The organism is Pseudarthrobacter sp. TE3704 (assembly GCF_056279405.1).
In genome coordinates, this window is record NZ_JBWCCJ010000001.1 from 325058 (window position 1) to 350231 (window position 25174).

Genomic DNA, 25174 nt, shown 5'->3' on the forward strand with positions numbered 1-25174 from the left:
CGATAAGCATTGAGAACCAAGTGAAAGTCGAAAAAGTGAAAGAATCGTGGGCTGAGCATGGACACCAAGGCTTTCCTGAACCGCTCATGCGGGTGGAGGCGGCTCCGGCCCTTCTTGAGAATGGCTGGGCTATCACGCGGCGCCAATACATGGACGGGGATAGCAACCTGCGAAAGGTGGCGGTGGTCAGTGGCATGTCGTCAGGGATCAGTGAGCCCAACGCACGGAGCGGCGATTCCCGGCCCGGTAAGGAAGCAACGCAAGCCCGCTCTTGGGTCTGTGATCAGCTGGAACTGATCCCGATAACTTTGGGGAGTCAAAACATGGTTGAGTTTGTCGAAAGTGTGAAGCAGATCAGCCGCTACGTTGATGCCGTTTGCCTCGACAGTATTTCAACCTTGCAATGCTATGAGATAGAAACCATCTTGAATGATGAGCTGCAAATTCCCGTTATGCACAATGAGCAACACGGATCTGCCATCGTTGTCTTTGCTGCGCTGATTAATGCTGCACGCTTGAGGAGCCGGAAAGTTGGGCAACTCAAAGTGGTCATAGCAGGAGATGGCCCCGCTGCCACCGGTATAGCTGAACTTCTCCTCGCCCAGGGCATTGCAGAAATCATTCTCGTGGACTCCCAAGGGATTATTTCCCGGGAACGCAATGAATTGAACGCCGTGCAGGATGATTTAGCATGGCTCACCAACCCGGGTGGTCGGATAGGCGGATTGAAGGAAGCGGTCGACGGAGCAGATGCCATTATCACCTGGGGCGGTGAGGCGAGCACTGAAGATCACCTTGAGGGGTTGGCCCTGGACGCCGTTGTTTTTGAACTAGTTCCGTTAGGTCCCTGGGTTGTGCCCTCGACAGAGCCGACGGCTGGCGTCGGGAGGACAGTGTTATCCACGCGGCTCAACAAGTTGCTCGCGTTGCCAGGCACATTTCAGGGTGCCCTCGACGGCGGATCCAAGTGCATCACCCTGGACATGAAGATCGCGGCGGCGCATGCCATAGCCGATATCGCCGCAGAGGATGGCCTATGGCCTGGTCAGGTAATTCCGGACTGGAAGGACCCTCGGGTGACTCGCGCAGTGGCAAGAGCTGTTGAAACTACCGCGCGCAGATCGTTAGAGCGATCACGTCTCGTATCCTAACGGTTCCAGCTCTCCAATTCATCCAAACTCCTTAATGCAGCAAGGATTGAACGCACAAGGAGGACGCAATGATTTTGATCGTCTGAGCAGTTTCACGAAGGCTCCTCGTAATTCGGGCAGGAATACTGACTGCCCTTCGTCTGAATTAGCCGTGACCCACTGGTGCGGTTGCTCCTGCTTGATTGTCAGGGATAACTAGCCTGCACTTGCGTTGCGCCAGCCGATCCGGTCTCCGAGCATGCCGAAAATGACGTTGAAGGGGAAATTCTGGCGGCGTAGATGATCGTTGAGGGGAGCACTCGCAGCCACTCCCACTGCCGGATTTAAAGAGCCGATAATGGATGTTCCCTGAAGCTAACGGTTGTGCGGACCGTGGCACTCGACGGCGCAGGCAGGGAGCGGATCACTCCAGCTTGGCGTGCCGAAGGTACTGGCAGACGGTATCCCTGCTGATCCCGTAGTCACGGGCAAGGAGGGCTTTTGGAACACCGGCGCCGGACAACTCCCGGTACGGCTCCTTCGTCTCCGCCGCCAAGGGCTCGAGTGGCTGACCGTTAACGGTCAGGCTCCAGCCGGACAGGACACGGGTGTCCTGAATGAACAGACCGTGTGGAAGTTCGGAGTGGATTGTCTCCGTTCAGGAAGGAGATGCAGAACGATGATCCTTGCACCAAGGTAACTGACTGTGGCCCCATCGGGCCGGCCGCCGCGTCAGCATTCCAGCCAGCCATGTCTGGCTCCTCTAACGAATTAACCCTTGGCCGTCGAGCCGGCCTCCGTATCTAGTCCCGCCCAGCGCCCTGTTCGTTTTCGTCGAGGCTACGCCGGTCTACACCCTGGCGCTAGCTTGGCCATTCCCAGAGCACAACTGCGGCCAATAATCCCCGACTCGGATCCGACCTGTTGCGGGCTTCTTCATGTCGCGCACGCCACTGAACGCCCCCGGCGTCCTTGATCAATGCATCTGGTTTGCGTCAACCAGGGCGAGCACGCGGGCCGGGCTGCCGGTTCCGCCGACGATCGGCAACGGGGCCACGATGAGCGCTGCGCCGACTGGCGGCAGCTGAGCCAGATTCCGCAGCGAAGTGATGCCGTACTTATCATTTCCCAGCAGGAAGTGATGGGCCGGGAAAGGGGGCTGTTGTCCGGCGGCTGCGCCGGCGTCAATGCCGACCGTCTCTACGCCGATTCCCGACAACCCGGATTCTTCTGCAATCCATTGGGCGCATTCGACTGTAAATCCGGGGGAGTGGGGGTTGCCCTGTTCATCCTTGTTCAGGAAGCGTTCACGGTCCTGGGAGCGGTTGTCCCACCCGGTACGAACGAGGAGCCAGCCACCCTCTGGCAGTGATCCATACTCCGACTCCCATTCGCGGATGTGGTGGTGATCCAGCAGGAAGTCGGGGTCCGCGGCGGCCTCTGCGGTGACGTCCAGGACAAGGGCTGGGCCTACTAACCGGGCTGGCTCGATCTGGGCGACGTCCTTGCCGTCGCGCCCGGTGGCCCAATGTACCGGGGCGTCCAGATGGGTGCCGATGTGCTCTCCTGTATGGATGTTGTGGTGCTTCCAGTAGGGTCCTGGCTCGTTGTAAGCGGAGACCTCCTCGAGCGAAAAATCAATGAGATTAGCAAATGGCGCGGGCAACTCCAGTGTGGGCGTGGCGGCGGAGAGCGGGGTCGTGAGGTCCACTACGCCGGTTCGTTTGGTGCCAAGATCAGCGAGCAGGCGGGCCAAGCCGGCCTGACGGGTGTCATTCACAGCGTTTAGTTCCATGGGAGCTCCTAAAGTGTTGACCCCAGCGAAGGCCTGAGGATTGCGTGGCTGCCCGCGGCGTGTGCACCAGGGCCAATGGCTGCGACGTTAGCACCGCGCTGTGCGGTCCGGAACACCTACTGCCGCGTATCGGGCTGGCTTACCGGAACCTGCATAGACCCTGGCGATATAGGCATTCGACGGTACCGGCCCCGGGAGGGACACTGAAATAAGTCAACGTAACGCCCGTCACACTTATGGAGCTCGCTTGCAGGGCGCACGCCGGATCAGCAGAGATAAGGCCATGACCCGAAGTCACGCCGGCCCGTCAAATGCCACAGTTCAGCACTAAGGAGCAACAATGTCTCATCCCCAAACCCCATCGCCGGGACAACGTCCCGGGGTCCGCAAGTACGTTGTTGCCTCACTCGTCGGCAATGCCCTTGAGTGGTACGACTTCTTCCTGTACGCCACAGCATCGGCCATCGTGTTTGGACGTTTGTTCTTCCCCGCCGGCACAGACCCGCTCGTGGGCACGATGGCGGCTTTTGCCGGATTCGCTGTCGGGTTCGCTGCCCGCCCCCTGGGTGGAATAATTTTCGGTCACATCGGAGACAAGCTGGGGCGCAAGCAGTCGCTGGTCATGACACTGACAATCATGGGGATCAGCACAATGCTGATGGGCTTCCTGCCCACTTACGCCCAAGTTGGGGTGTTGGCGCCGACGCTGCTCATCGTCCTTCGAATCCTTCAAGGCATCGCCGCCGGCGGCGAATGGGGGGGCGGCGTTCTGATTATCAGCGAAAACAGCGGCAACTCACGCCGGGGCATGCTCGCAGCCTTCAGCCAGGGCGGCATCTCGCTCGGCTTCGTCCTGTCTTCCCTGGCCTTCTTCCTGGTCCAGCTGATGCCCGAACCTGAGTTCCTGGCCTGGGGTTGGCGTCTGCCGTTCCTCGTGAGCATCGTTCTGCTTGGTGTGGGCGCCTACATCCGCCTCAAGCTTCCCGAATCCAAGGAGTTCACCGAAGTCCGCAAGAGCAGTCCCCAGCACCGTGTCCCCGCGCTGGATGCGATAAGGGCCCATCCCCGCGAAATCCTTATTGCCATGGGCCTGCGCGTCGCTGAAAACGGCGGCTCGTACATCTTCCTTTCCTTCTCGATCGTCTACGGCGTCCACGTAGGAGTAGACAAGGGGCTGTTGCTCCTGGCCGTGGCGGTGTCAATGCTGGTCTCGTTCGGCGCTTACATCTTCTTCGGATACCTCTCTGACCGCATCGGCCGGCGCCCCGTGTACGCCTTTGGTGCCGTGGGCATGGGTGTGATGGCCTTCCCGTTCTTTGCAATGATCGATGCCAACACCCCTGCCGTGGTGATCCTTGCCTTCCTCATCGCCAACGGTGTTTGCCACGGTGCCATGATCGGAACCCAGCCGGCGTTCTTCCATGAACTGTTCTCCGCCGAAGTCCGTTACTCCGGCATGGCAATTGCCCACGAAATCGCAGCCGTGTTCGCCGGCGGGGTAGCCCCCATGATCGCCACGGCCCTGCTGCTGAACTTCAACTCCTCCGCACCGGTGTCGCTGTACCTCATTGGCATGGTGCTGGTGACCCTGATAGCGGTGGTCGCCGCGGGCGGCCGGAAAAAGCACGACGATCAGCCTCAGGTCGCGGGACAGCCGGCAGAGACCGTCTCCTAAGCGTCCGGATCTTCCCGCCCTTGCTGTAGCAAACCCCAGAAAGGACCGACGTGACGGTCTCCATTATCGGAACAGGGCAATCGCCTTACACCCGCCACCCCCAACCAGGGACGGAAACATCCCAGGTTATTGCCCGTGCCGTCCGCAACGCATTGCGGGAAGCAGGTCTCACCCCGGGTGACGTCGACGGATTCGCGGTCTCCAGCTTCACGCTTAACCCCGACCACGCCATTGACCTGGCCTGGCGGATGGGCCTTCGCCTGACCTGGTTGATGCAGGATACGAACGGCGGGGCAAGCGCTGGCGGCATGCTCCAGCACGCAGTGCGGGCGATCGAAGCCGGTGATGCCAAAGTCATCGTCCTCGCTGCAGGGGACCTGATGGACGGGCCGGCATTCTCACAGCTGGTGGCCAGCTACAACCGCGCGACCCAGGACCACCTCGCGCCACTGCCGATGAACGGACCGAACGCCCTGTTCGCGATGCTTACCACGCGGCAGATGGAGGCGCTCGGGCTCACCCGTGAAGACTACGGACACATCGCCATCGCCCAGCGCGAATGGGCCGCAGACAACCCCGGGGCTGTCTACCGGAAAGCCCTCACCATGGACGAATACCTCAGCGCACCGGCCGTCGCCACGCCATTGGGCCGCTACGACTGCGTGCCTCCGGTAACCGGCGCTGACGCAGTTGTCCTCGTGGCTGACCCCGGCAACGGCACACCCCGTGCAAAGGTGCTCACGGTGCGCGCGTCCTACAACACCGACCAGCAGGCCGGTGACGGGCTGGAAACCGGGCTGCGGGCATGCGCCCAGCCCGGATGGGAGGAAGCCGGAATCGGCCCGGGGGACGTGGGCCTCGCCTGCGTGTACGACGATTACCCTTCCATGGTGGTGGCGCAGCTGGCGGACCTCGGCGTTCTGCCGGCAGACGATCACCCTGCGGATTTCATTAAGCGCCGCATCGCCACCCGTGAACTGCCGGTGAACACCTCCGGGGGCCAGCTCTCGGCGGGACAGGCGGGCGCGGCCGGCGGCATGCACGGGCTGGTTGAGGCAGCCCGCCAGCTTATGGGCACTGCAGGAGAACGCCAGGTTTCCGCCCGCCATGCTGTGGTCAGCGGATACGGCATGGTCCTGTACCGCTATGGCGCCTGCGCCACCATGTCCGTGCTGGAGGCCGCGAAATGAGCGCCATGGTGCAGGAATGCCGGAGTTGCCGGAGCCTCCTTTTTCCGGCCCGCCTGTTTTGCCCGGTCTGCGGAGAGGACAGTTTCTCAACAGTTGCAGCAGAACACGGAACTGTTGAGCAGACCACGACACTTTCTGGCGGCACCGTCCTGGCAACCCTGGGCCTCAACGGCGGACTTCGGGTCATCGCCCGCCTGACCGGTTCTGAATCTAAACCGGGACAAAGCGTGCCCCTTACCAATGACCCCAACGCCGGGTCCGGAGTCAACGCCTACATACCCATCGACTCGAACCTAAATGAGGATCAGCCATGAATTCGACACATGCCCAACGGCGGCAGCGTCCACTGACCATCCCGCAGATGCTGCTTGAGCGCGCCAGCAAAGCCCCCTCGGCACCGCTGTTCCGCTGCGGTGAGGTCAGCCGCGACAGTCAAGCAATGGTGGAGGCCGCAGCCGGAGCGGGAGGCATGCTGCGCAGCGCCGGGATCGAGCGCGGACAGACGGTTGCATTGATGTCCTCAAACCGGCCAGAGCTGCTCGACCTGATTCTTGGCTGCGCCTGGATTGGTGCCGTCGCTGTTCCTGTGAACACGGCCAGCCGAGGGGAACAGTTGCGGCACGTGCTGGAGAACTCCCAGGCCGCACTGGTGGTGGCAGAAACCGAGCAGCTGCCTCATCTGGCTGCAGTGGCTCCGGACGGCCTTCGCAAGGCATGGGTCATCGACGGCCCCGCCCCGGATCTTCAGACACCCTTCCAGGTGATCCCGATGCCGGAGCCTGGCACTGCTGTCGAACCAGTGGACGCCGCTCCGGCCGAGACCGCCGCCGTCCTGTACACATCAGGAACCACAGGGGTTTCCAAAGGAGTGCTGTGCCCCCAAGGCCAGTTTTACTGGTGGGCGGTGAACATGTCCGACCAACTAGGGCTTGGCCCCGAGGACGTGCTGTACACGTGCTTGCCCCTTTTTCACACGAACGCCCTCAATGCCTTTATGCAGGCCGTCGTATGCGGCGGCGAGTACGTTCTGGGCCCGCGGTTCTCCGCATCCCGCTTCTGGTCGGATGCCTCCTCCGCCGGTGCCACCGTGACATATCTTCTCGGCGCAATGGTGGGCATCCTCGCCGGCAAGGATCCCAAGCCCGGCGACCGGGACCACAAAATCCGTCTGGCCCTCTCACCTGCGACGCCCGCCAGGCTCGTAGAGCCTTTCCGCGACCGGTTTGGAGTGCTGCTGCTCGACGGCTACGGGTCCACAGAAACGAATTCAGTGATCGGGTCAACCCCTGATCAGTGGCGCCCCGGTTACATTGGAAAGGTGCGGCCAGGATTCTCCATCCGCGTAGTGGACGCCGATGGCGTGCCCGTTCCCAGCGGCGTGCCCGGTGAGCTGCTGATCCGCAGCGACCAGCCCCACGCGATGGCCACCGGCTACCACGCCATGCCCGAAGCAACGACAAAAGCATGGCAGGACCTCTGGTTCCATAGCGGAGACCGGGTTGTCCTCGACGAGGACGGGTGGGTTCGCTTCGTTGACCGGATCAAGGATGTTATCCGCCGCCGCGGCGAGAATATCTCCTCTGTCGAAGTGGAGCAGGTGCTGCGACAGCATCCCGCCATCCAGGACGCCGCCGTTTATGCCGTCGATTCGGAGTTGGGGGAGGATGAGGTCATGGCAGCACTCATCCTGCGGGAGCCAGTCGATTTCACCGAGTTGTGTGATTTCTGCGCTCCACGGCTGGCGTCGTTTGCCATCCCGCGCTTCCTGCGCGTGGTGGAGCAACTGCCTCAGACCGAGAACGGCAAGGTACGCAAGCAGGTCCTCAAAGCGGCCGGCCGCGAGGCTTCCCAGTGGGACCGGGAAGTCGCGATTCCACGCCAGGCCGCTGCGGCCGCTGCGCGCTGATTGCCTGGAGGACGAGCCCGTAGGATGAAGAGATGGACCTGCGGGCGCTGCTGACGACCCACCTGAAGCTGCGTCATCTTGTGATCGTGCTTGCAATTGCAGAACAAGGGAGCCTAGTCCGGGCTGCGGAAGAACTGTATTTGACGCAGCCGGCCTTGAGCCGGGCCTTACGGGAAGCCGAGCAAGCGGTCGGAGCGCCGCTGTTCGAGCGAACCGGACGCCGCATGGTACCCACACCGGCAGGGCAGGCGTGCCTCGAGCACGCCAAGGCGATTGTGAGTCACGTGAGTACTTTGCGCCGCAGGGTGGATGAGCTCACAGACCCGGGGGCTGGCGTGGTGCGGGTAGGCGCGCACGTTACCGGCGCCAACCTGCTGCTGCCGCGGGCGGTGGCTCGATTCACGGCTGAAAGGCCCCGGGTGGAAGTCCTGCTCCGGGAGGCGCCGCCCGAAGCCCTGATACAGGAACTGGGCAACGGCGATCTCGACCTGCTAGTGGGCCGGGTTACCGATCATCCCAGTACGTCACGCCTGCGGCTTGTCCCTTTATACCGGGAGGAATTCCGCGTTGTTGCCGCGCCCAGCCACCCTGTCCATGGCCTTGCAGAGGCCTCACTGAAGGATCTCGTCGGGCACCCCTGGGTAGTTCCACTGGCGAATACACCGCTGCGTGACGAACTCGAGGAGAACTTCCGCAACGCCGGCCTTACGCCGCCGGTCCAGCGCGTGGAATCGGGAACTCCTGCCACCTTGCGCACCCTCGTGGCCGAGGCAGGGTTCCTTGCCCTGATGCCAGAGTCCATGGCAGTTGCGGAGCCGGGCCTGCAGATGCTCGAGCTGCACCTCGCCGGGCTCGCCCAGCAGGTTGGCATCCTGCTCCATGCGGACAGGCCACTGCCCCCCAATGCTGCACTGTTTGCCGAGAAACTCCGCGAAGTGGGCGAGGAGATCCGGCGCAACCTCCTCGACACAACCCCGGCTGCCACCTCACTCTAACTGCACCGCCATCTGAAGGCATCCGTCAGCACGAAGCATATTTCAAGTGCTTGACGCTCGTAAATTTTAGGCGATACCATCGTAGTGGGCGGAATCTTGCCTGCGCCAATGACGTCGCCGGCTGCCGCTTCCGCGCTGTCCCCGAAGGAGAAGAGACAATGACTGTTATTACCAGTGGGTTCGCGAGCAGTGACGTGGCTACGCCGAACGTTTCGCCCGCCCTTGTGGCCGGCAATGTCAGCGACCTGGTCGGCTACACGCTTGCCCGGCTCGGCGTTGGCCACATTTTCGGCGTGGTGGGCAGCGGGAACTTCGTGGTCACCAATGCGTTGCGACGGGCCGGCGTGCCCTATACGGCAGCCCGCCATGAAGGCGGTGCTGCCACCATGGCCGATGCCTACGGGCGGATGTCCGGGAAGGTGGGAGTCGTCTCCACCCACCAGGGGTGCGGGCTGACCAACGCGGTGACGGGTATCGGCGAAGCTGCCAAGAGCCGAACGCCCATGATCGTCGTGACCGCCGATACGGCCGCTTCCGCGGTGGGATCCAACTTCAGGATTGACCAGGACGCACTGGCCCGCAGCGTGGGAGCGGTGGCCGCGCGGATCCACTCACCGCAAAGCGCTGTGGCTGACACGGTCCGGGCATACCGGACGGCCGTTAACGAGCGCCGGACAGTTGTACTGTCCCTGCCTACTGATATCCAGGCAGCGCCGGCACCAGAGGGCATTGCGGAGCCGGCACCGCTGGTCCCGGCGCAGCGGTTCGCACCAACCGATGCGGCTGTTGACGAGCTGGCCGAGCTTATCCGGAATGCCCGGCGGCCGCTTTTTGTCGCCGGCCGCGGCGGCCGCGGCGCGGGACCTGAAATCGCCGCGCTGGCCGAGGCGGCGGGGGCACTCGTGGCCACCTCCGCCGTCGCACACGGCCTTTTCCAGGGTGACAACTTCAACCTGGGTATTTCCGGCGGCTTTTCCTCGCCGTTCACCGCGGCAACCATTTCCGAAGCCGACCTAATCATCGGTTGGGGATGCGCCCTGAACATGTGGACAATGCGCCACGGTTCGCTGATCGGGCCCACAGCGAAGGTGGTTCAAGTGGACCTTGAGGACCGCGCTCTTGGCACCAACCGTCCCATCGATCTAGGCGTGCTGGGCGACAGTGCAGAAACGGCAGCTGCCGTGCTTGCCAAGCTGCGGTCATCCCAGCACGACGCGGTAGGCCTGCGGACGCCGGAAATGGCGCGAGAGATCGCCGAGCATGCCCGCTGGAATACGGAACCGACAGAAGACTTGTCCACCTCCGAGGTCATAGACCCCCGCGTGCTAACCCGGGAACTTGACCGCATTCTGCCGCCGGAGCGCATCGTATCCATTGATTCCGGCAACTTCATGGGCTATCCCAGCACCTACCTGTCCGTGCCGGACGAGTTCGGATTCTGCTTCACCCAGGCCTTCCAGTCAATCGGCCTCGGTTTGTACACGGCCATTGGTGCCGCCAAGGCCCGGCCAGACCGGCTGCCCGTCCTGGGAGCCGGCGACGGAGGCTTCCTCATGGCCATCTCGGAACTAGAAACACTGGTCCGTGAGAAAATCCCCCTCGTGGCCATCATCTACAACGATTCCGCCTATGGCGCCGAGGTCCATCACTTCGACGCCAATGACGAGGACCTGGACGTCGTGCGGTTCCCACAGGTGGATATCGCCTCAATTGCCCGCGGATATGGCGCGGCCGCGCTCATTGTCCGCTCGGTGGGCGACCTTGACGGCGTCAACGAATGGCTGGCAGGGCCACGCAACGCGCCATTGGTCATTGATGCCCGCATCGCTTCCGACGGGGGGGCCTGGTGGCTGGCCGAAGCGTTCAAAGGCCACTAAATGGAGTGCTTCGTCTTTCAAATATGCTTGGAAGGACTGTGACCCTGACAGAATCGAGACCCGATCGCATGCTTGCTGCGCCTGTTCCTTCACTGCCCCAGCAGCAGCTCATCCTGACGATCTACGGGCTCTACGGGCGCCGCGGAGGCGGGCAGCTTCCCATTTCCGTGCTGATCCAGATGCTTGGCGAGCTGGGCCACGATGCGCCCGGCGTCCGCTCGGCCGTCTCCCGGCTGAAGGCCAAGGGGGTACTGACGAGTGTCAGGAACGGCGGCGTGGCCAGGTACGAGCTCTCCGAGCGTTCATTAAAGCTCGTCAGTGAGGGCGACGAGCGCATCTTCGCCCCCTACCGTGCCGCCACCGGAGCCCCGTGGGTCCTGGCCATCTTTTCCGTGCCCGAGTCGATGCGGGACCGGCGGCACCAGCTGCGCACCGAGCTGACCAGGCTGGGTTTTGGTTCCATGGGGGCGGGGGTCTGGATCGCACCTTCCGGGGTGCGGGAAGGCGCCAGGCAGCGGCTTGAATCCCGGGGGCTGGACGAGTACGTGGAGTTTTTTACCGGCGACTACTCCTCGGATTCAGACATGCGGGCGAAGGTGGCCCAATGGTGGGACCTGGAAGCCCTGGAGTCGCAGATCTCAGAGTTCATGGACACGTACGGCGGATCGCTGGAGGACTGGACCGCGCTGGTGGGTGATGACCCCGAAAAGGCGTTGGCCGCTTCCTCGGAGGATCTTCGCCGGGACGCGTTCCGCTACTACGTACCCATGCTGACCCTGTGGCGGCGCCTGCCCTACCGTGACCCCGGGCTGCCCCTTGAGTACCTCCCGCCGGGCTGGCAGGGGCCCGAGGCGCGCCGGATCTTCTTCAGCGTGCACCGCCTGATCGCCCCGATGGCCGAAATGTATGCCATGTCCCTGGTGGAGGAAGCGGAAGCAGCCTAGAGACCCAGAAAGCCTGTGAACCCAAAAGAGGATCCGGCCGGCCACTCGGCCGGGCCGGATCCTCTTTTACTTTCCGGGGTCAGCGTTCGCTGATGACAGCGATGCCCTGGATTTCAATCAATGCCTCTTTCTGCCACAGGCGGGTGACCCCTATGCCTGCCATTGCCGGGTACTGCGAACCCGCCATCTCCCGCCAGATGCGTCCGATCTCGCGGCCGTTGGCCATGTAATCCTCCACGTCGGTCAGGTAGATGGTCACGTTGACCAGGTCCTCCGGCTGGCCGCCTGCTTCGCGCAGTGTGGTGAGGACGTTCGAGAACGCCTGCGTGAACTGCTCCACTATGCCGCCGGGGACGATGTTCATGTCCTTGTCCAGGGCTGTCTGGCCGCCCAGGAACACCGTGTTCCCGGCGAGCATCCCGTGCGCGAATCCGGACGGTTTGGGAAGCGACTCCGGGTTGATTGTCTTGTGGCCCATGCTGTTCCTCCTGGTGCGTGGCTTCTGAAAAAAGTTCCGGAAAGGCTCTGTGCAGATCAATTCCGCCGTGCTACGTTGAGCATATGTGACGATCGTAAAAAAGTCGACACATCATTCTCGAAGGGACAGAATCCATGAAACTCGCCACCTTGCGCACGGCCGGACAGGGAACGACGGCGGCACTCGCCACGGGTGCAGATGCCTATGTTGCCCTCCCGGCCTCCGACGTCGGGGAACTGCTGGCCCGGCCGGACTGGCGGGACCTGGTCCGCGAGGCCGCTGCTGCAGAGAAGCCGGTAGTGATTGAAGGCGGCGCCGTGGACTACGCGCCCCTTCTTCCCCGCGCCGGCAAGGTCATCTGCTGCGGCCTGAACTACGCGGACCACATCCAGGAGATGGGCCGGGAACTTCCCCAGTACCCCACCCTGTTCGCCAAGTACGCGGACACCCTGGTGGGAGCCAATGACACCATCGAGGTTCAGGGAAGCGACCGCGTTGACTGGGAAGCCGAGCTGGCGGTCGTGGTCGGCACTGAAATCTTCCGCGCGGACGCGGATCAGGCCGCAGCGGCAATAGCCGGCTACACGGTTGCCAATGACGTCTCCATGCGCGACTGGCAAAACCGGACACTGCAGTGGTTCCAGGGCAAGGCGTTTGATGCCACGACTCCTGTCGGCCCGGTCCTCGTCACACCCGACGAGGTTGGCGCAACGTTCGACGTCGTTGGCTACGTCAACGGGGACGTCGTCCAAAAGGGCAACACCGGCACCTTGGTGTTCGGCCCTGCAAAGCTTCTTTCCTACATTTCCCAGTTCACCACCCTGCGCCCGGGCGATCTCGTCCTGACAGGAACGCCCGGGGGAGTGGGGATGGGCATGACGCCGCCCCGTTTCCTGAACGACGGCGACGTGCTCGCCACCGAAATCACCGGTATCGGACGCCTTGAAAACGTCGTCCGCATCAGTCCAACATCAACCAAGGAGTGACCGCAATGAACCAGACAGCCACCGATTACCGCCTCGAAGGCGACAACTCCGTCTATGCCCAGGCCGACGGCAAGGTAGTCCCCGTGGTCACCCGGGCAGGGCACGAGGACACCAACACCGCCCAGTCCGGGGACTGCATCCGCGTCTCGGGCGTCAGCATCCAGCACACCCCGGCCACCAAGATCTGGTTCGGCCAGGTATCCAACACCCCCGGGTACCGCTCGCTGCCGCACCACCACGGCGAAGCCGAAACGGGCGGCTACGTGCTGCGCGGCCAGGGGCGCATCTACTTCGGGGAAAACTACCAGGAATTCCTCGACATGAAGGCCGGCGACTGGGTCTTCGTCCCGCCGTTCATGCCCCACGTGGAGGCAAACATGTCCGTCACCGAGGAACTCGTCTGGCTGACCGCCCGCACGCCGGAGAACCTGGTGGTCAACCTCGACGACGTGGCCGACGAAACCCTCCCCGGCTACCGCAGGGCCTGACCGCGATGATCACCGGAACCCTGACCTCGGAGACCTTCTTGCGGGCCGTGGAGCTGACGCCCGCCCCGGCACAGGTCTACGACGAGGCCTACGACGCCACAACCCAGTACGTGCCTTGGCCCAAGGCCTACGGCGGGGACATGGTGGCCCAGGCCGCCGCAGCGATGATGCGGTCAGTCAACCGAGACAGGGCACTGCACTCCATGCACAGCTACTTCATGCGGCCAGTCGACGTCGGAGCAACGATCCGCTACGAAGTGGAGCGGCTGCGCGACGGCCGCGGGTACTCCACCCGGACCGTCCGCGGGTTCCTGAACGGCAAGGCTGTCTACGCCGCAATGGGCTCCTTCCAGGTTCCCGAGGACGGCCCGGACTTCCAGCCCGACGTTCCCGCCGCCGTCGAACCTGACTCACTGCGCAGTGCAGCCGAGGCACTGGAGGAAGCCGAAGGTCCTGCGGCCGACTACTGGTCCACGGGCCGCAGCTTCGACATGCGGCACGTACCGGGACCGGTGTACATCGAACTGGAGGGTGGCACCGCTCCGCAGCAGGCGATCTGGGTGAAGGCTTTCGATACCCTTCCGGACGATGCCGATCTTCACCGGGCTGCGCTGTCCTATGTCTGCGACTACACCATCCTGGAACCGCTCCTGAGGGTCAACGGCCTCCACTGGTCCAGCCCCGGACTCGCAACGGCCAGCCTGGACCACTCCATGTGGTTCCACCGCGACGGCCGCGCTGACGAATGGATCCTGTACGCCCAGGAAGCCGTATCCGGCCAAAGCAACAGGGGCCTGGCCATGGGCCGCTTCTTCGACCGGCAGGGACGCCTCCTTGCCACGGTCGCCCAGGAAGGCATGATCCGCACAGGCGCCTAACCTGCCACCCACTCAACCATCTGCTTCACCGACGCACCACTGAAAGGAACGGCCATGAGCATGACGCCATCGGCCCACGTGGACACGTTCACCCGCGACCACCTGCCGCCCGCCGACACCTGGCCGGCGCTCGAATTCACCCTCCCCGAACTCCAGTATCCTGAACGGCTCAATGCCGCCGTTGCGCTCATCGACAGTGCCGTCGCCGAGCGCGGCGCGGACAGGCCCGCCCTGCGGACCCCTGACGGTACCGTCTGGACCTACGGGGAACTTCAAAAGCGCGCCAACCAGGTGGCCCAGGTGCTCACCGAAGACCTCGGTGTGGTCCCCGGGAACCGCGTGTTGCTGCGCGGACCCAACAATCCGTGGATTGTCGCCGCCTGGCTGGGCGTGCTGAAGGCCGGGGCAGTAGTGGTGACCACCATGCCCATGCTGCGATCCAGCGAGGTCGCCACCCTGATCCAGCTCACCAAGCCCGTGGTGGCCATCTCTGACCACCGCTTCGTGGACGACCTCGAGGCTGCCGCCGGCGGGGTGGCGGTTGTGACTTATGGAGGGCCCGACGACGGCGACCTCACCGTGCGCTGCGACGCCAAGAGCGGGACATTCTCAGCGGTGGACACCGCTGCCGACGACGTCGCACTCCTGGGTCCGACCTCGGGCACCACCGGCGTGCCGAAGGTGACCATGCACTTCCACCGGGACATCCTGGCCAACGCCGACACCTTCGCCCGCCATATCCTGCAGCCCACCGCTGACGATGTCTTTGCCGGGTCGCCACCCCTGGCCTTCACCTTCGGGCTGGGCGGACTGGTGGTCTTTCCCCTGCGGTTCGGGGCATCCTCGCTGCTCACGGAGAAGGCCGGCCCGGTGGAGCTGGCCGAACGTGCGGCCGCTGCGGGGGCAACTGTTTTCTTTACCGCTCCCACCGCCTACCGCGCCATCCTCAAGGAAGGACGGGGCGACCTCCTCCGCAACCTGAGGATCGCCGTCTCCGCCGGTGAGCACCTGTCCAAGGAAACGTGGGAAGCCGTTCATGAGGCCACCGGACTACGGCTGGTCAACGGCATCGGCTCCACCGAGCTGCTTCACGTGTTCATATCAGCGGCAGGGGATACCATCCGGCCGGGAACCACAGGCAAGGCAGTCCCGGGCTACCGCGCCACCATCCTTGACGACGACGGCAACGAACTCGGGCCCGGGCAGAACGGGCGCCTGGCGGTCATTGGTCCCACCGGATGCCGCTACCTCGACGACCCGCGCCAGGCCAAATATGTGGTGGGGGGCTGGAACGTCACCGGCGACACCTTTTCCATGGACGGGGACGGCTACTTCACCTACCAGGCCCGCTCCGACGACATGATCGTCTCCTCCGGCTACAACATCGGCGCCCCCGAGGTTGAAGCGGCGATAGACCAGCACCCGGATGTGGTGGAGAACGCCGTCATCGGCCGGTCCGATCCCGAGCGGGGAACCGTAGTCTGCGCCTTCGTAGTGCTGCGCGACGGCGTCATCGGCGACGCCGCCAAGGGCAAGGAAATCCAGGACTTCGTGAAGGCGACCATCGCGCCCTACAAGTACCCCCGGGAACTCCGCTTCGTCACAGAGCTGCCCCGCAATCCGAGCGGCAAGCTGCAGCACTTCAAGCTCCGCGACAGCCTCGCGGACGAAACCCAACAACTCACCGCCGCCGGCCAGAGCCAGGCATAGAAGGAGAAAGACCATGAAAATCGCCATTGTTGGAGGCGGCCCCGGCGGCCTGTACTTCGCAGCCCTGATGAAACAGCTCGACCCGTCCCACGAGGTCACCCTCTGGGAACGCAACGCGGCGAACGATACCTTCGGGTTCGGCGTCGTCTTCTCAGACGAGACGCTCGGCGGAATCGGCAACGCCGACCCCGTTGTGGCCGAATACATGAGCCGCCGCTTCGCCCGCTGGTCCGACATCGACGTCCACTTCGGCGGCCAGATGATCAGCGTGGGCGGCCAGGGCTTCGCCGCGATGAGCCGCAAGGAACTCCTCGAACTGCTGCAGCGCCGCTGCGCCGAGCTCAGCGTGGACCTGCGCTTCCAGACCATCGCCCCCGCCATCGAGGAACTCGAAGCGGACTACGACCTGGTGCTGGCCGCTGACGGCGTCAACTCGCAGATCAGGGCAAAATACGCGGATACCTTTGGCCCTGACCTGGATCCGCGGACCAACAAGTACATGTGGCTCGGCACCGACCAGGTCTTCGAAGCCTTCAAGTTCTTCGTGAAGGAAACCGAATGGGGCGTCATGCAGATCCACGGCTACCCCTACTCTGACGAAGGCTCCACGTTCATCGTCGAAATGCACGAGGATGTGTGGCACGCCGCCGGCTTCGACGAAACCGCCAATGACGTCTTTCCCCCCGGCGTCTCGGATGAAAAGGCCATCGCCAAAGTCCGCTCCATTTTCGCCGAGGAACTGGACGGCTACGAGGTCCTGTCCAACAACTCGAAATGGCTGAACTTCAACACCGTCCGCAACCGCAGCTGGCGCAAGGACAATGTAGTGCTGCTCGGCGACGCCGCCCACACCGCGCACTTCTCCATCGGCTCCGGCACCAAGCTGGCCATGGAAGACTCCCTCGCGCTGACCGCCTGCCTGCACGAACACCAGGACCTGGAATCAGCCCTCTCCGCGTACGAGGCTGAGCGCCGCCCCGTGGTCGAATCCACCCAACGGGCCGCCCAGGCATCCCTTGAATGGTTCGAACGGATCGGCCAGTACAAGGACCAGGACGCCACCCAGTTCGCGTTCAACCTGCTGACCCGCAGCCGCCGCATCACCCAGGAAAACCTGCGCCTGCGCGACCCGGAATTCGCCGCCGACGTGGAGCGCCATTTCGCACAGTCCCAAGGGCTCACCCAAACAGCACCGGCCATGTTCCAGCCCTTCCGCATCGGCGGACTGGAACTGAAGAACCGAGTTGTGGTGTCCCCCATGGACATGTACTCCGCCGTTGACGGTATCCCCGGCGACTTCCACAAGGTGCACCTCGGATCCAAGGCCTTGGGCGGTGCGGGCCTGGTAATGACCGAAATGGTGTGTGTCTCCGAAGCCGGCCGCATCACGCCCGGCTGCACCGGACTGTACACAGACGTGCAGCGGGACAGCTGGAAGGAAATCGTGGACTTTGTTCACAGCCAGTCCAGCGCCAAGATCGGCGCCCAGATCGGCCACTCAGGCCGCAAGGGTTCCACCAAGCTCATGTGGGAAGGCATCGACGAACCGCTGGAGGCCGGAAACTGGCAGGCGGTTGGCCCATCTGCGGTCGCCTACGGCCCCCGGAACCAGGTTCCCCTGGAACTCGATCGCACCGGGATGGACTCGATCAAAGAGGAGTTCGTCGCCGCAACGCTGCGGGCCGAGGAGGCAGGTTTCGACTTGCTCGAGGTGCACGCTGCCCACGGCTACCTGCTGTCCTCGTTCCTGTCGCCGGTTTCCAACCGGCGGACCGACGAGTACGGCGGGAGCCTGGAGAACCGGCTGCGGTTCCCCCTGGAAGTCTTCGACGCCGTCCGGGCGGCCTGGCCTGCCGGCAAGCCGGTGACGGTGCGCATCTCCGCCACGGACTGGATCGACGGCGGCAACACCTCCGACGATTCCGTCGAGATCGCCCGGGCCTTTGTGGCGCACGGCGCAGCCGGCCTGGACGTCTCCACCGGCCAGGTGGCCAAGGAGGAAAAGCCGGCCTTCGGCCGCAGCTACCAAACCCCGTTTGCCGACCGCATCCGCCAGGAAGTGGCCGCACCGGCAGGCGCGGCCGTCATCGCCGTCGGCGCCATCTCCACCTACGACGACGTCAACTCGATCCTCCTCGCCGGCCGCGCCGACCTCATTGCGCTGGGCCGCACCCACCTGCACGACCCCCAGTGGACCCTGCACGCAGCGGCCGAACAGGAATACCAGGGCCCGGGCGCCACCTGGATCCCGCAGTTCCGGGCCGGTCGCCGCAAGCCACCGAGCTCCCGCACCGACGCCGTACGCCCCCGCCTGTCCCTCCTGAAGGAACCAGACGCCGCAACCGCCACTCCCCATCTTCGCTGGACCCCCGCGTCAGCCGCTGCGTCGGTCCTGGTGAAGTAGCCATGGCCGCCGCACCCGCTACCACCTGGAACGTCCCCAAGCGCAGCACCGGAGTTGTCCTCTTCTGCTGCTGGCTTGCCATCCTGGCCGAGGGCTACGACGTCGGTGTGCTCGGCGCCATCCTGCCCGCCCTTGCCGAGTACAAGGAATGGAACCTGAGTCCGCTGGCCCTGGGTGGTCTGGGCTCCTATGCGTTGATTGGAATGCTGATCGGCGCGCTGTTCATCGGCACCCTCAGCGACCTCGTTGGCCGCAAGAAGATGCTGCTGGCCTCGATGGCCATCTTCACCCTGACCCAGGCAGGCGCAGCATGGGCTCCCACGCCTGAACTGTTTGGCCTGTTCCGCCTGATGGGCGGACTGGGCATGGGCGGTGTCATCCCCGTGGCAGCGGCGCTGACCATCGAGTATTCGGCGCCCAACAAGCGCTCCTTCAACTACGGGCTCATGTATTCCGGCTACTCCCTGGGCATCGTGGCAGCCGCACTGGCCGCCTTGTTCGTCCTTCCCCTTGGCGGCTGGCGTGCCGTGATTGCCATCGGCGCCGCGCCGGTGGTCCTCCTGCCGGTCATCTGGAAGCTCCTTCCTGAATCGCTGGAATACCTCGAGTCCAAGGGCCGCAGGTCCGAAGCGAAAGCGCTGGCGGCGAAGCTTCGGATCACCGACTATGCACCGGTGGCGGCACCGGCGCAGGCCGCCGCGGGCGCAGTGGCAGAACCTTGGTGGAGGACCATCACCACCATGTTCTCCCGCAAGTACCTGCGCTCCACCGTCTTCTTCTGGATTTCACTGTTCTGCGGACTGGTGCTGGTCTACGGCCTCAACACCTGGCTGCCGAGCATCATGAAGAAGGCTGGGTACGATCTCGGCTCCTCCCTCACCTTCCTGCTGGTGTTCAGCCTTGCTTCAGCCATCGGCGGCCTCCTCCTCGGCCGCGCTGCAGACAAGTACGGCAAGAAGCTCATCCTGGTGGTGTTCTACATCCTTGGCGGCCTGGGCATCATGCTGCTGGTCTTCCCGAACACCATGGTGGTCAACCTGCTGTTCGTCGCCTTCGCCGGCGTGGGTTCCATCTCCACCTCCTTGGTTCTGACCGGCTACATCGCCGACTACTACCCGGCAAAGGTCCGCGGTACTGCCACGGGCTGGGCCTTGAGCTTCGCCAGGCTCGGCGCCATCTCCGGCCCCTTGATCGGCGGCTGGATCGCCGGCTCCAAACTGCCGTTCGAGGCCAACTTCGCGGTCTTCGCCGGCATCGCTGTACTTGCGGCCGCGGCGGTGGCGATGATCCCCAAGCCGCAACCCGAGCCGCTGGTTATCCCGTCTACTGGCGACGGCGATCCGGACGATGAGGTTGCCAGGATCGGCGCCCGCTAGGAGCATTTATGGATCACGCTGGAATGCGGGGGAGTGCTCCTTCGAAAAGTATCGGAACCACGGAAGCGCAGTTTCCGGAGGCAAGCGTTGAACGGACCGTGGAGTGGGTGGATACCGATACTCCGTCCACCAGCACAATTCGGGGCGAGTCTCTTGGAGCTTCTGACGACGCAACTCCGAACGCCGGCACGATGGCCACGTTCGGCACCGTCACCCACGGGCACGTTACGGCGGGAGAATCCACTGCAGAGCCCCGGGCCGAACACTTCGTCAGGGCTCTGCAGAGTCCGCCTGGCAGGACTATGTTGTGCAATACCACTAACAATCTCAAAGGGGTTTTGTCATGACCAGAATGCTGCTCCTTGGACCTCCTGGTTCCGGCAAGGGAACCCAGGCGGAGCGGATCTCTGAGCATCTTGGCATAGTTGCCATCTCCACAGGCGCCATTTTCCGTGCCAACGTGAAGCGCCAGACCCCTCTCGGCCTGGCAGCCCAGAAGTACCTGGACGCCGGTGACTTCGTTCCTGACAGCGTCACCAACAAGATGGTGCGCGACCGCATCAGTGAGGCCGACGTAGGAAGCGGCTTTATGCTGGACGGGTACCCCCGGACCGTTGCCCAGGTGGAGTATCTGGACCTAATCCTCGCGGAATGCGACCGGAAGCTCGACGTCGTCCTGGAGCTGACGGCCGACGATGAAGAGCTCGTTGCCCGCCTGCTCGGTCGGGCGAAGGAAACGGGGCGTTCTGACGACCACGAAGCCGTCATCCGCCACCGCTTGGACCTCTACAACGAGCAGACCGAAGCCGTTGTCGCAAGGTATGCCCAGCGCGGCATCCTGACCCAAGTCCATGGCAGCGGCGGCATCGACGAAGTCACCGAGCGCGTGCTCTATTCCTTAGGCAGGTTTGCCGGGGTCGCTTAATATTGTTCCCTCCGGCAATGGCAGGAATCGGCGTCATGGCCATTGGGGAAGGATCGTCTTTCCGGGGCCGCGGCTCAGGGCAGCTGATTCTGGCCCCAGGACGGAAATCCGCCGGCGGCGGAAGTGCCCTAATGCGGGACATTAGCACCGTGAAAGTGCTGGCTTCACATGAGCCAGCACTTTCACGGGTTTCCTTACGCTAATTTTTCGGGTCAACATGTCCTGGATTACCTGCCCGGGAGTGAGCCTCAGCCCCTGGCCGCTGTGGGAGTGCTACGGCCTGGACGACGGCGACCGGCCAGGGCTGAGCTTTGGCCGAGCCCGGCGGTACATGAGCCACTGTTACTGTTCCGAAAGCGGCCACGCCCCCTGCCAGGCCATCGTGCTGATGCCCGTAAACCTCAAAGGCGTAGGTCATGGACGTCCTACCCAGCTTGGAGATGCCTACCGTCGCCGTAATCCTCTGCCCGAACCACAACTTGGCCTTGAAGTGGATCTCTTGATGAACGCGGGGAACACTCGGGAAGTATTCAGGCAGCTTGAGGGTATGAAGGAACAGCTCTGCCTCGGCGGACTCCACCCAGCGCATCACCGCCGAATTGTGCTGGTGCCCGGAAGCATCCGTGTCCACCCACTCAACAGTGCGATCTACGCTGGCACGGGGGCTTGTTCGGGATAGACGATCCACGGCAGACTCCTCTTGGTGTCGGATCTCTAATATAGCAGAGCCGTGACGTTCGTAAATTTACATCTATAACAATCTATACCAAATTATTTACGGTCGTCATAAAACCAATATAACCTGTAGTAAGGTGCACGCATGGCGGACACTACAAGTGACCCTTCGCTAGGAGACAAAGATGTCTGGTTCACACTCTGAGGAGACCAAGGAAATTTCGCAGGAACTGTGCGTCGGCACTCTACTCGACGAAGAGTTCCGATCTGTGTTCGGAGGTACGATCCCGGTCACTACGCCTGGGTTGGTCTGAATTTTACGTAGGTTAATTCTTCACCCCGACCGCGGCATGACAGGTATCTTGGAGGGACTTGTCCGGCGTCGCGGCCTCCGTAAGCCAAGCGAGGCCTGGCGTTATAAAGGCAGGCACTGGTTTTGCTGCTGCGCCGTAGTCGGTGGGCTGTGGTTAAGAGAGACCCCTACTCTTCCTTATTCCGGCAGCTTCCCCGCCCATTTTGAAACACCGATAATGGATATTCCGTCAACTGATTCGGCTCAGACAAGCTGGTGATAGTGACTCCATTCCGTCCACCGTTGGGGTCAATGCGGGTTATCCACGGCTGGAATTTGGGAACCGTTGGGGTAGCTCCCAAATTCCAGCCGTGGATAACCCATAGGAATTGTCCCTAGGTGGGCGGCGGTCCGACCGAGCCTCTTAGTGGGCCAGGTCTAAGTCCCTTACTTCTGTGTCCCAAGCCGCGGCGCCCTGTGTCGGGCTGGGGCTAACCACTCGGACGCATGGCGCGCTCAGTCCCCTACGAGTCTGGGCATGTGGAAGAGTCGGCACGTCCGAATAGGCCTCAAACGCTTCGATCTACGCCCTCATCGAGGGCTCACGGAGGGCGACCTCCAACGTGGGGATCCTGTCCAGCAAGGAGAGCCGGACGACGATACCGGGTGAAACGGCAAATGGGGTTGTGAGCTGGTGGTTTTTAGCTCGTGGTAATCAGGAGACGGACCTTCACGGCGCTGATGTGCTTGTCGGAGAGGATTTCAAGACGTTCGTCCCCGTTGAGGAATCGTCCTTCCTGTGGCCCGGCGTCGGTCATCACCAACTCCCTCACTGAATCAAGCTCAACGTCACAACCAAGCTTGTGGAAGTCCACCTGCGCTCCTTGGCCCACCACTATGAACTCGGTGGGATTGATGGCCAGGACCATCCCGAAGGGACGGGCGTCTCCTGGGGTGGGGCCATGGGTGGCAGCCACCGTTTCTTCCAGGAGTTCCGGCGCGGGTGGGACCCGCACACCTGCGTCGAGGAGCATATCTTCGAGGAGCTTCCTGGAATTGCGAACAGTGATGCCGGTACCCACCAGGTCGGTGCGGATGGATTCCTCGTCCGGGTCTAGGGCGAAACCAAAAATCCGGCCGTCGCGCTGGGCATCCACTATCTCTGGAGTAAGGGAAGTAATGATGGAGCAGGCGGTGCTGAATTGGTTGCCTTCCCTACCTTCTTCCACACCGAAGACGTTGTAGCCGAGGCCTCCAAAGCCGCCAATAGCCAAAAACGCATCACCGGCGCGAAAACGCGCTTCAGGGATGAACAAGGGATTGGAATCGCTGGCGTATTGCCGCATGACTTCTGCCGAGTTGGGAACGTAAATATCCGGTGCCAAGAAGTCAATGGCCGGCGCCGCAGCCCGCCACACCGGGACCATCCGGGCCGTTGGTCCGCCGCTTGGGTACTGGCCGGGCAGGTCCTGACCACGTTGGGGGCCGATCCAGGCATTTGCGTATGCGGGGAGGGGCAGTACTTCTTTTCCGGCAGCCGCCAGACCTCCCACAAAGGATGCAAATCCCCACGCCATAAAGGTCTCTTCAGCAACGAGGTTGTCGTCGCCGAAATGGTCCGCCCAGCTCCTGCTGCTGTCCGGATTTGCGCCAAGGGCCTGTACAAGCTCAGGGTCAAAGGAATCCGGAGCTCCGGAAACCGCAGTCATCAGTTGCTCGGGGAGCGGTGCATTCCACGCGGCCTCGGCCAGCGCGCTGTGGTCTCTTCCTGCACCCAACAGCCCCACTTCGTTCTCAACCTGAACCATGATGACTGTATGGTCCGGATCGATCAGGGCCACATGCCTCAACAGGGCCGTGTAGGCATTTCGGTCCGCTTCAAAAAGATCGCGAGAGAAGACGGACAAGCTTGGCCGCGGCATGGATCCGGGATAGGAGAAGGGGGTCTTCAGCGGTTTAACGCCCCTGTCCGCGCGCGGAAAACGGTCACGATCAGCGCGAACCCAGCTGGGGGCATACGTGGAGAAGGCGTTCTTGAACGCCCCAAACCAGATCATTACCAGACGGACCCCGGTGGACCGGGCGTCTTCCACCAATCCGTCCACGATCGAAAAGTCGAGTTGTCCCTCCACCGGTTCTATTTGTTCCCACGTCACTGGCGCGATCACGGTGTTGATCCCTGCCTTTGCAAGCTTGTCCCAGATGGGGGACATATAGCTTCGGTCGGATGCACTCGAATTATGCAGTTCACCCCCGATGCAGAGAAACGGCTTCTCCTCAACGATGAGACGGGTGTGGTTGCCTGTCCGCTCGAGTCGCGGGAGGTTCTGGTACGGCATGGTATGTGTCCTTAATACTTGTGTAGCGGGTTTAATTGTGTCCCGGGTCATGGTTGCCAGGATCCGCTCCGGCTGTACCTTAACTTTCACGGTGAAGATCCTCCTGAGAAGGGTCGTGAACCTGGCGCCTTATGAGGTCGAGCGTGCGCATGATGGCCAGAGAGTCGCTAAGGGGCATCACGGAACTCGCCAACCTACCCGCTTCGAGAAGCGCGTGGAACTCGAGAATTTCGTATTTGAGTCCGCCGCCAACTATGGGCGTGTGGATGAGGTGGGACTGCATGAGTCCCGGCCCCGAGGGGTTGTAGCGTGAAACAGTCAGCTCGTTTGGACAATGGTGCGGGGCCGGCAGCTGGATGTAGCCCTCGGTCCCCAGTATCCGTGCGTCATTGGGAAGCACTGTGGACATTGATGAGCTGATGTTTCCGGTTGCACCGTCACCGAAGGACAAAAGCGCCGTTGTGTCCAGGTCCACACCGCTGGTGCTGCTGCGGCCGAACGCGGCGACGGCCGGCTCATTGCCGAGGAGCCAGTGCGAGAGCTGAACAGGGTAAACGCCCATCTCCAGCAGACTTCCGCCGCCCAGCGCGGGATCGTACAACTGTGGCCGTGCCCGCGGACCAGCCTCCGGAATCGGGAAACCGAAGGACGCTTCAACCTTTCGAATCTCTCCGATGGCGCCGTCGTCCACCAGCCGCTTCAGCTCAACGTAGGCAGGAAGGAAGCGGGACCACATGGCCTCCATCAGGATTGTCCCGGTTCGCTTGGCGGTTCGAGCCAGGTCCAGGGCTTCGGCGTGGGTAGAAGTGAACGGTTTCTCAACCAGGACGTGTTTGCCCGCCTCCATAAACAGCGTGGCGTGCTCATGGTGCAGTCCTGCCGGGGTGGAGACGTACACCGCGTTTATGGTGTGGTCACGGGCAAGGTCTTGAAATGACAGGTGCTGTTTCGGGATGCCGAATTCGGAACAGAACTTTCGTGAGGCTGCGGTGGTACGGGATGCAACAGCAGTGAGCGAGGCTGAGGGTACTTCAGTCAGGGTCTGCGCGAATTCCCGGGCGATGGTTCCTGTGCCGGCAAGCCCCCACCTCACAGTCGTGTTGTCGGGCAT

At 62.9% G+C, this 25174-nt stretch carries 20 protein-coding genes and 2 pseudogenes; 16 read left to right on the forward strand and 6 right to left on the reverse strand.

Features of this window, described 5'->3' with window-relative positions:
• Positions 1 to 20 precede the first annotated feature (20 nt).
• Positions 21 to 1151, forward strand: coding sequence for a malic enzyme-like NAD(P)-binding protein (locus ACZ9BC_RS01590; RefSeq protein ID WP_476244433.1), 1131 nt, complete (start codon positions 21 to 23; stop codon positions 1149 to 1151).
• A 478-nt stretch (positions 1152 to 1629) separates the two neighbouring features.
• On the opposite strand, the pseudogene ACZ9BC_RS01595 reads toward ACZ9BC_RS01590, so the two are convergent.
• Together ACZ9BC_RS01595 and ACZ9BC_RS01600 are read right to left on the reverse strand one after the other, a co-directional pair.
• Positions 1630 to 1882: pseudogene (locus ACZ9BC_RS01595) on the reverse strand (glycogen debranching N-terminal domain-containing protein); the annotation flags it as partial.
• 224 nt (positions 1883 to 2106) lie between these two features.
• Entirely contained in the window at positions 2107 to 2925 is an 819-nt protein-coding gene (locus ACZ9BC_RS01600; protein ID WP_476244434.1) for a cyclase family protein, read from the reverse strand.
• Between the two features lie 340 nt (positions 2926 to 3265).
• On the opposite strand from ACZ9BC_RS01600, the gene ACZ9BC_RS01605 reads away from it, so the two are divergent.
• The 8 genes and pseudogenes from ACZ9BC_RS01605 to ACZ9BC_RS01640 all read left to right on the forward strand — a co-directional run bounded on the left by ACZ9BC_RS01605 (position 3266) and on the right by ACZ9BC_RS01640 (position 11512).
• Positions 3266 to 4600 carry an MFS transporter gene (locus tag ACZ9BC_RS01605; RefSeq protein WP_476244435.1) on the forward strand — a complete coding sequence of 445 codons (1335 nt, stop codon included), beginning with the start codon at positions 3266 to 3268 and terminating at the stop codon, positions 4598 to 4600.
• A 50-nt stretch (positions 4601 to 4650) separates the two neighbouring features.
• The gene (locus tag ACZ9BC_RS01610) at positions 4651 to 5790 is read left to right on the forward strand and encodes a thiolase family protein (RefSeq protein WP_476244436.1); all 1140 of its coding nucleotides are present in this window, start codon (positions 4651 to 4653) and stop codon (positions 5788 to 5790) included.
• A 5-nt stretch (positions 5791 to 5795) separates the two neighbouring features.
• Positions 5796 to 6104, forward strand: a complete 309-nt coding sequence (locus tag ACZ9BC_RS01615; RefSeq protein WP_476244823.1) for a zinc ribbon domain-containing protein — start codon at positions 5796 to 5798, stop codon at positions 6102 to 6104.
• The gene (locus tag ACZ9BC_RS01620) at positions 6101 to 7696 is read left to right on the forward strand and encodes an ATP-dependent acyl-CoA ligase (protein WP_476244437.1); all 1596 of its coding nucleotides are present in this window, start codon (positions 6101 to 6103) and stop codon (positions 7694 to 7696) included. The genes ACZ9BC_RS01615 and ACZ9BC_RS01620 overlap by 4 nt, the downstream gene beginning before the upstream one ends.
• 32 nt (positions 7697 to 7728) lie before the next feature.
• Positions 7729 to 7932, forward strand: a pseudogene (locus ACZ9BC_RS01625) (helix-turn-helix domain-containing protein); the annotation flags it as partial.
• A gap of 48 nt (positions 7933 to 7980) precedes the next feature.
• Positions 7981 to 8691, forward strand: coding sequence for a LysR substrate-binding domain-containing protein (locus ACZ9BC_RS01630; RefSeq protein ID WP_476244824.1), 711 nt, complete (start codon positions 7981 to 7983; stop codon positions 8689 to 8691).
• Between the two features lie 158 nt (positions 8692 to 8849).
• Entirely contained in the window at positions 8850 to 10568 is a 1719-nt protein-coding gene (locus ACZ9BC_RS01635) for a thiamine pyrophosphate-binding protein (protein ID WP_476244438.1), read from the forward strand.
• Positions 10569 to 10636: 68 nt separating this feature from the next.
• Positions 10637 to 11512 carry a PaaX family transcriptional regulator gene (locus tag ACZ9BC_RS01640; RefSeq protein ID WP_476244439.1) on the forward strand — a complete coding sequence of 292 codons (876 nt, stop codon included), beginning with the start codon at positions 10637 to 10639 and terminating at the stop codon, positions 11510 to 11512.
• Between the two features lie 79 nt (positions 11513 to 11591).
• Here ACZ9BC_RS01640 and ACZ9BC_RS01645 read toward each other — a convergent pair whose 3' ends face one another.
• A complete protein-coding gene (locus tag ACZ9BC_RS01645) occupies positions 11592 to 11990 on the reverse strand; it encodes a RidA family protein (protein WP_476244440.1) in 399 nt (132 codons plus the stop codon).
• Between the two features lie 134 nt (positions 11991 to 12124).
• Here ACZ9BC_RS01645 and ACZ9BC_RS01650 point away from each other — a divergent pair, with 134 nt between their 5' ends.
• The 7 genes from ACZ9BC_RS01650 (at position 12125) to ACZ9BC_RS01680 (ending at position 20757) form a co-directional block, all read left to right on the forward strand.
• On the forward strand, positions 12125 to 12976 hold the full coding sequence (locus ACZ9BC_RS01650) for a fumarylacetoacetate hydrolase family protein (protein WP_476244441.1): 852 nt from the start codon (positions 12125 to 12127) through the stop codon (positions 12974 to 12976).
• 5 nt (positions 12977 to 12981) lie between these two features.
• Positions 12982 to 13464: a cupin domain-containing protein gene (locus ACZ9BC_RS01655; RefSeq protein WP_458778717.1), complete on the forward strand. Its 483-nt coding sequence runs from the start codon at positions 12982 to 12984 to the stop codon at positions 13462 to 13464.
• Between the two features lie 5 nt (positions 13465 to 13469).
• A complete protein-coding gene (locus ACZ9BC_RS01660) occupies positions 13470 to 14342 on the forward strand; it encodes an acyl-CoA thioesterase (RefSeq protein WP_476244442.1) in 873 nt (290 codons plus the stop codon).
• 54 nt (positions 14343 to 14396) lie between these two features.
• Positions 14397 to 16052: an AMP-binding protein gene (locus tag ACZ9BC_RS01665; RefSeq protein ID WP_476244443.1), complete on the forward strand. Its 1656-nt coding sequence runs from the start codon at positions 14397 to 14399 to the stop codon at positions 16050 to 16052.
• Positions 16053 to 16065: 13 nt separating this feature from the next.
• The gene (locus tag ACZ9BC_RS01670; RefSeq protein ID WP_476244444.1) at positions 16066 to 18456 is read left to right on the forward strand and encodes a bifunctional salicylyl-CoA 5-hydroxylase/oxidoreductase; all 2391 of its coding nucleotides are present in this window, start codon (positions 16066 to 16068) and stop codon (positions 18454 to 18456) included.
• 2 nt (positions 18457 to 18458) lie between these two features.
• Positions 18459 to 19832 carry an MFS transporter gene (locus tag ACZ9BC_RS01675; RefSeq protein ID WP_476244445.1) on the forward strand — a complete coding sequence of 458 codons (1374 nt, stop codon included), beginning with the start codon at positions 18459 to 18461 and terminating at the stop codon, positions 19830 to 19832.
• A gap of 352 nt (positions 19833 to 20184) precedes the next feature.
• Positions 20185 to 20757: an adenylate kinase gene (locus tag ACZ9BC_RS01680; protein WP_476244825.1), complete on the forward strand. Its 573-nt coding sequence runs from the start codon at positions 20185 to 20187 to the stop codon at positions 20755 to 20757.
• Positions 20758 to 20956: 199 nt separating this feature from the next.
• Here the strand turns inward: ACZ9BC_RS01680 and ACZ9BC_RS01685 are convergent, their stop codons facing one another.
• The 3 genes from ACZ9BC_RS01685 to ACZ9BC_RS01695 all read right to left on the reverse strand — a co-directional run bounded on the left by ACZ9BC_RS01685 (position 20957) and on the right by ACZ9BC_RS01695 (position 25174).
• A complete protein-coding gene (locus ACZ9BC_RS01685; RefSeq protein WP_476244446.1) occupies positions 20957 to 21445 on the reverse strand; it encodes an acyl-CoA thioesterase in 489 nt (162 codons plus the stop codon).
• A 980-nt stretch (positions 21446 to 22425) separates the two neighbouring features.
• Positions 22426 to 24153 carry a DUF5597 domain-containing protein gene (locus ACZ9BC_RS01690; protein ID WP_476244447.1) on the reverse strand — a complete coding sequence of 576 codons (1728 nt, stop codon included), beginning with the start codon at positions 24151 to 24153 and terminating at the stop codon, positions 22426 to 22428.
• Positions 24143 to 25174: a Gfo/Idh/MocA family protein gene (locus ACZ9BC_RS01695; protein ID WP_476244448.1), complete on the reverse strand. Its 1032-nt coding sequence runs from the start codon at positions 25172 to 25174 to the stop codon at positions 24143 to 24145. The genes ACZ9BC_RS01690 and ACZ9BC_RS01695 overlap by 11 nt, the downstream gene beginning before the upstream one ends.

Excerpts from the sequence above, each read along its gene's own strand:
- ACZ9BC_RS01665 (WP_476244443.1), top strand. The coding sequence starts at position 14,397 with ATGAGCATGACGCCATCGGCCCACGTGGACACGTTCACCCGCGACCAC.
- ACZ9BC_RS01680 (WP_476244825.1), top strand. The coding sequence starts at position 20,185 with ATGCTGCTCCTTGGACCTCCTGGTTCCGGCAAGGGAACCCAGGCGGAG.
- ACZ9BC_RS01670 (WP_476244444.1), top strand. The coding sequence starts at position 16,066 with ATGAAAATCGCCATTGTTGGAGGCGGCCCCGGCGGCCTGTACTTCGCA.
- ACZ9BC_RS01675 (WP_476244445.1), top strand. The coding sequence starts at position 18,459 with ATGGCCGCCGCACCCGCTACCACCTGGAACGTCCCCAAGCGCAGCACC.
- ACZ9BC_RS01655 (WP_458778717.1), top strand. The coding sequence starts at position 12,982 with ATGAACCAGACAGCCACCGATTACCGCCTCGAAGGCGACAACTCCGTC.
- ACZ9BC_RS01645 (WP_476244440.1), bottom strand. The coding sequence starts at position 11,990 with ATGGGCCACAAGACAATCAACCCGGAGTCGCTTCCCAAACCGTCCGGA.
- ACZ9BC_RS01660 (WP_476244442.1), top strand. The coding sequence starts at position 13,470 with ATGATCACCGGAACCCTGACCTCGGAGACCTTCTTGCGGGCCGTGGAG.
- ACZ9BC_RS01695 (WP_476244448.1), bottom strand. The coding sequence starts at position 25,174 with ATGCCCGACAACACGACTGTGAGGTGGGGGCTTGCCGGCACAGGAACC.
- ACZ9BC_RS01640 (WP_476244439.1), top strand. The coding sequence starts at position 10,637 with ATGCTTGCTGCGCCTGTTCCTTCACTGCCCCAGCAGCAGCTCATCCTG.
- ACZ9BC_RS01635 (WP_476244438.1), top strand. The coding sequence starts at position 8,850 with ATGACTGTTATTACCAGTGGGTTCGCGAGCAGTGACGTGGCTACGCCG.
- ACZ9BC_RS01615 (WP_476244823.1), top strand. The coding sequence starts at position 5,796 with ATGGTGCAGGAATGCCGGAGTTGCCGGAGCCTCCTTTTTCCGGCCCGC.
- ACZ9BC_RS01650 (WP_476244441.1), top strand. The coding sequence starts at position 12,125 with ATGAAACTCGCCACCTTGCGCACGGCCGGACAGGGAACGACGGCGGCA.
- ACZ9BC_RS01600 (WP_476244434.1), bottom strand. The coding sequence starts at position 2,925 with ATGGAACTAAACGCTGTGAATGACACCCGTCAGGCCGGCTTGGCCCGC.
- ACZ9BC_RS01605 (WP_476244435.1), top strand. The coding sequence starts at position 3,266 with ATGTCTCATCCCCAAACCCCATCGCCGGGACAACGTCCCGGGGTCCGC.
- ACZ9BC_RS01620 (WP_476244437.1), top strand. The coding sequence starts at position 6,101 with ATGAATTCGACACATGCCCAACGGCGGCAGCGTCCACTGACCATCCCG.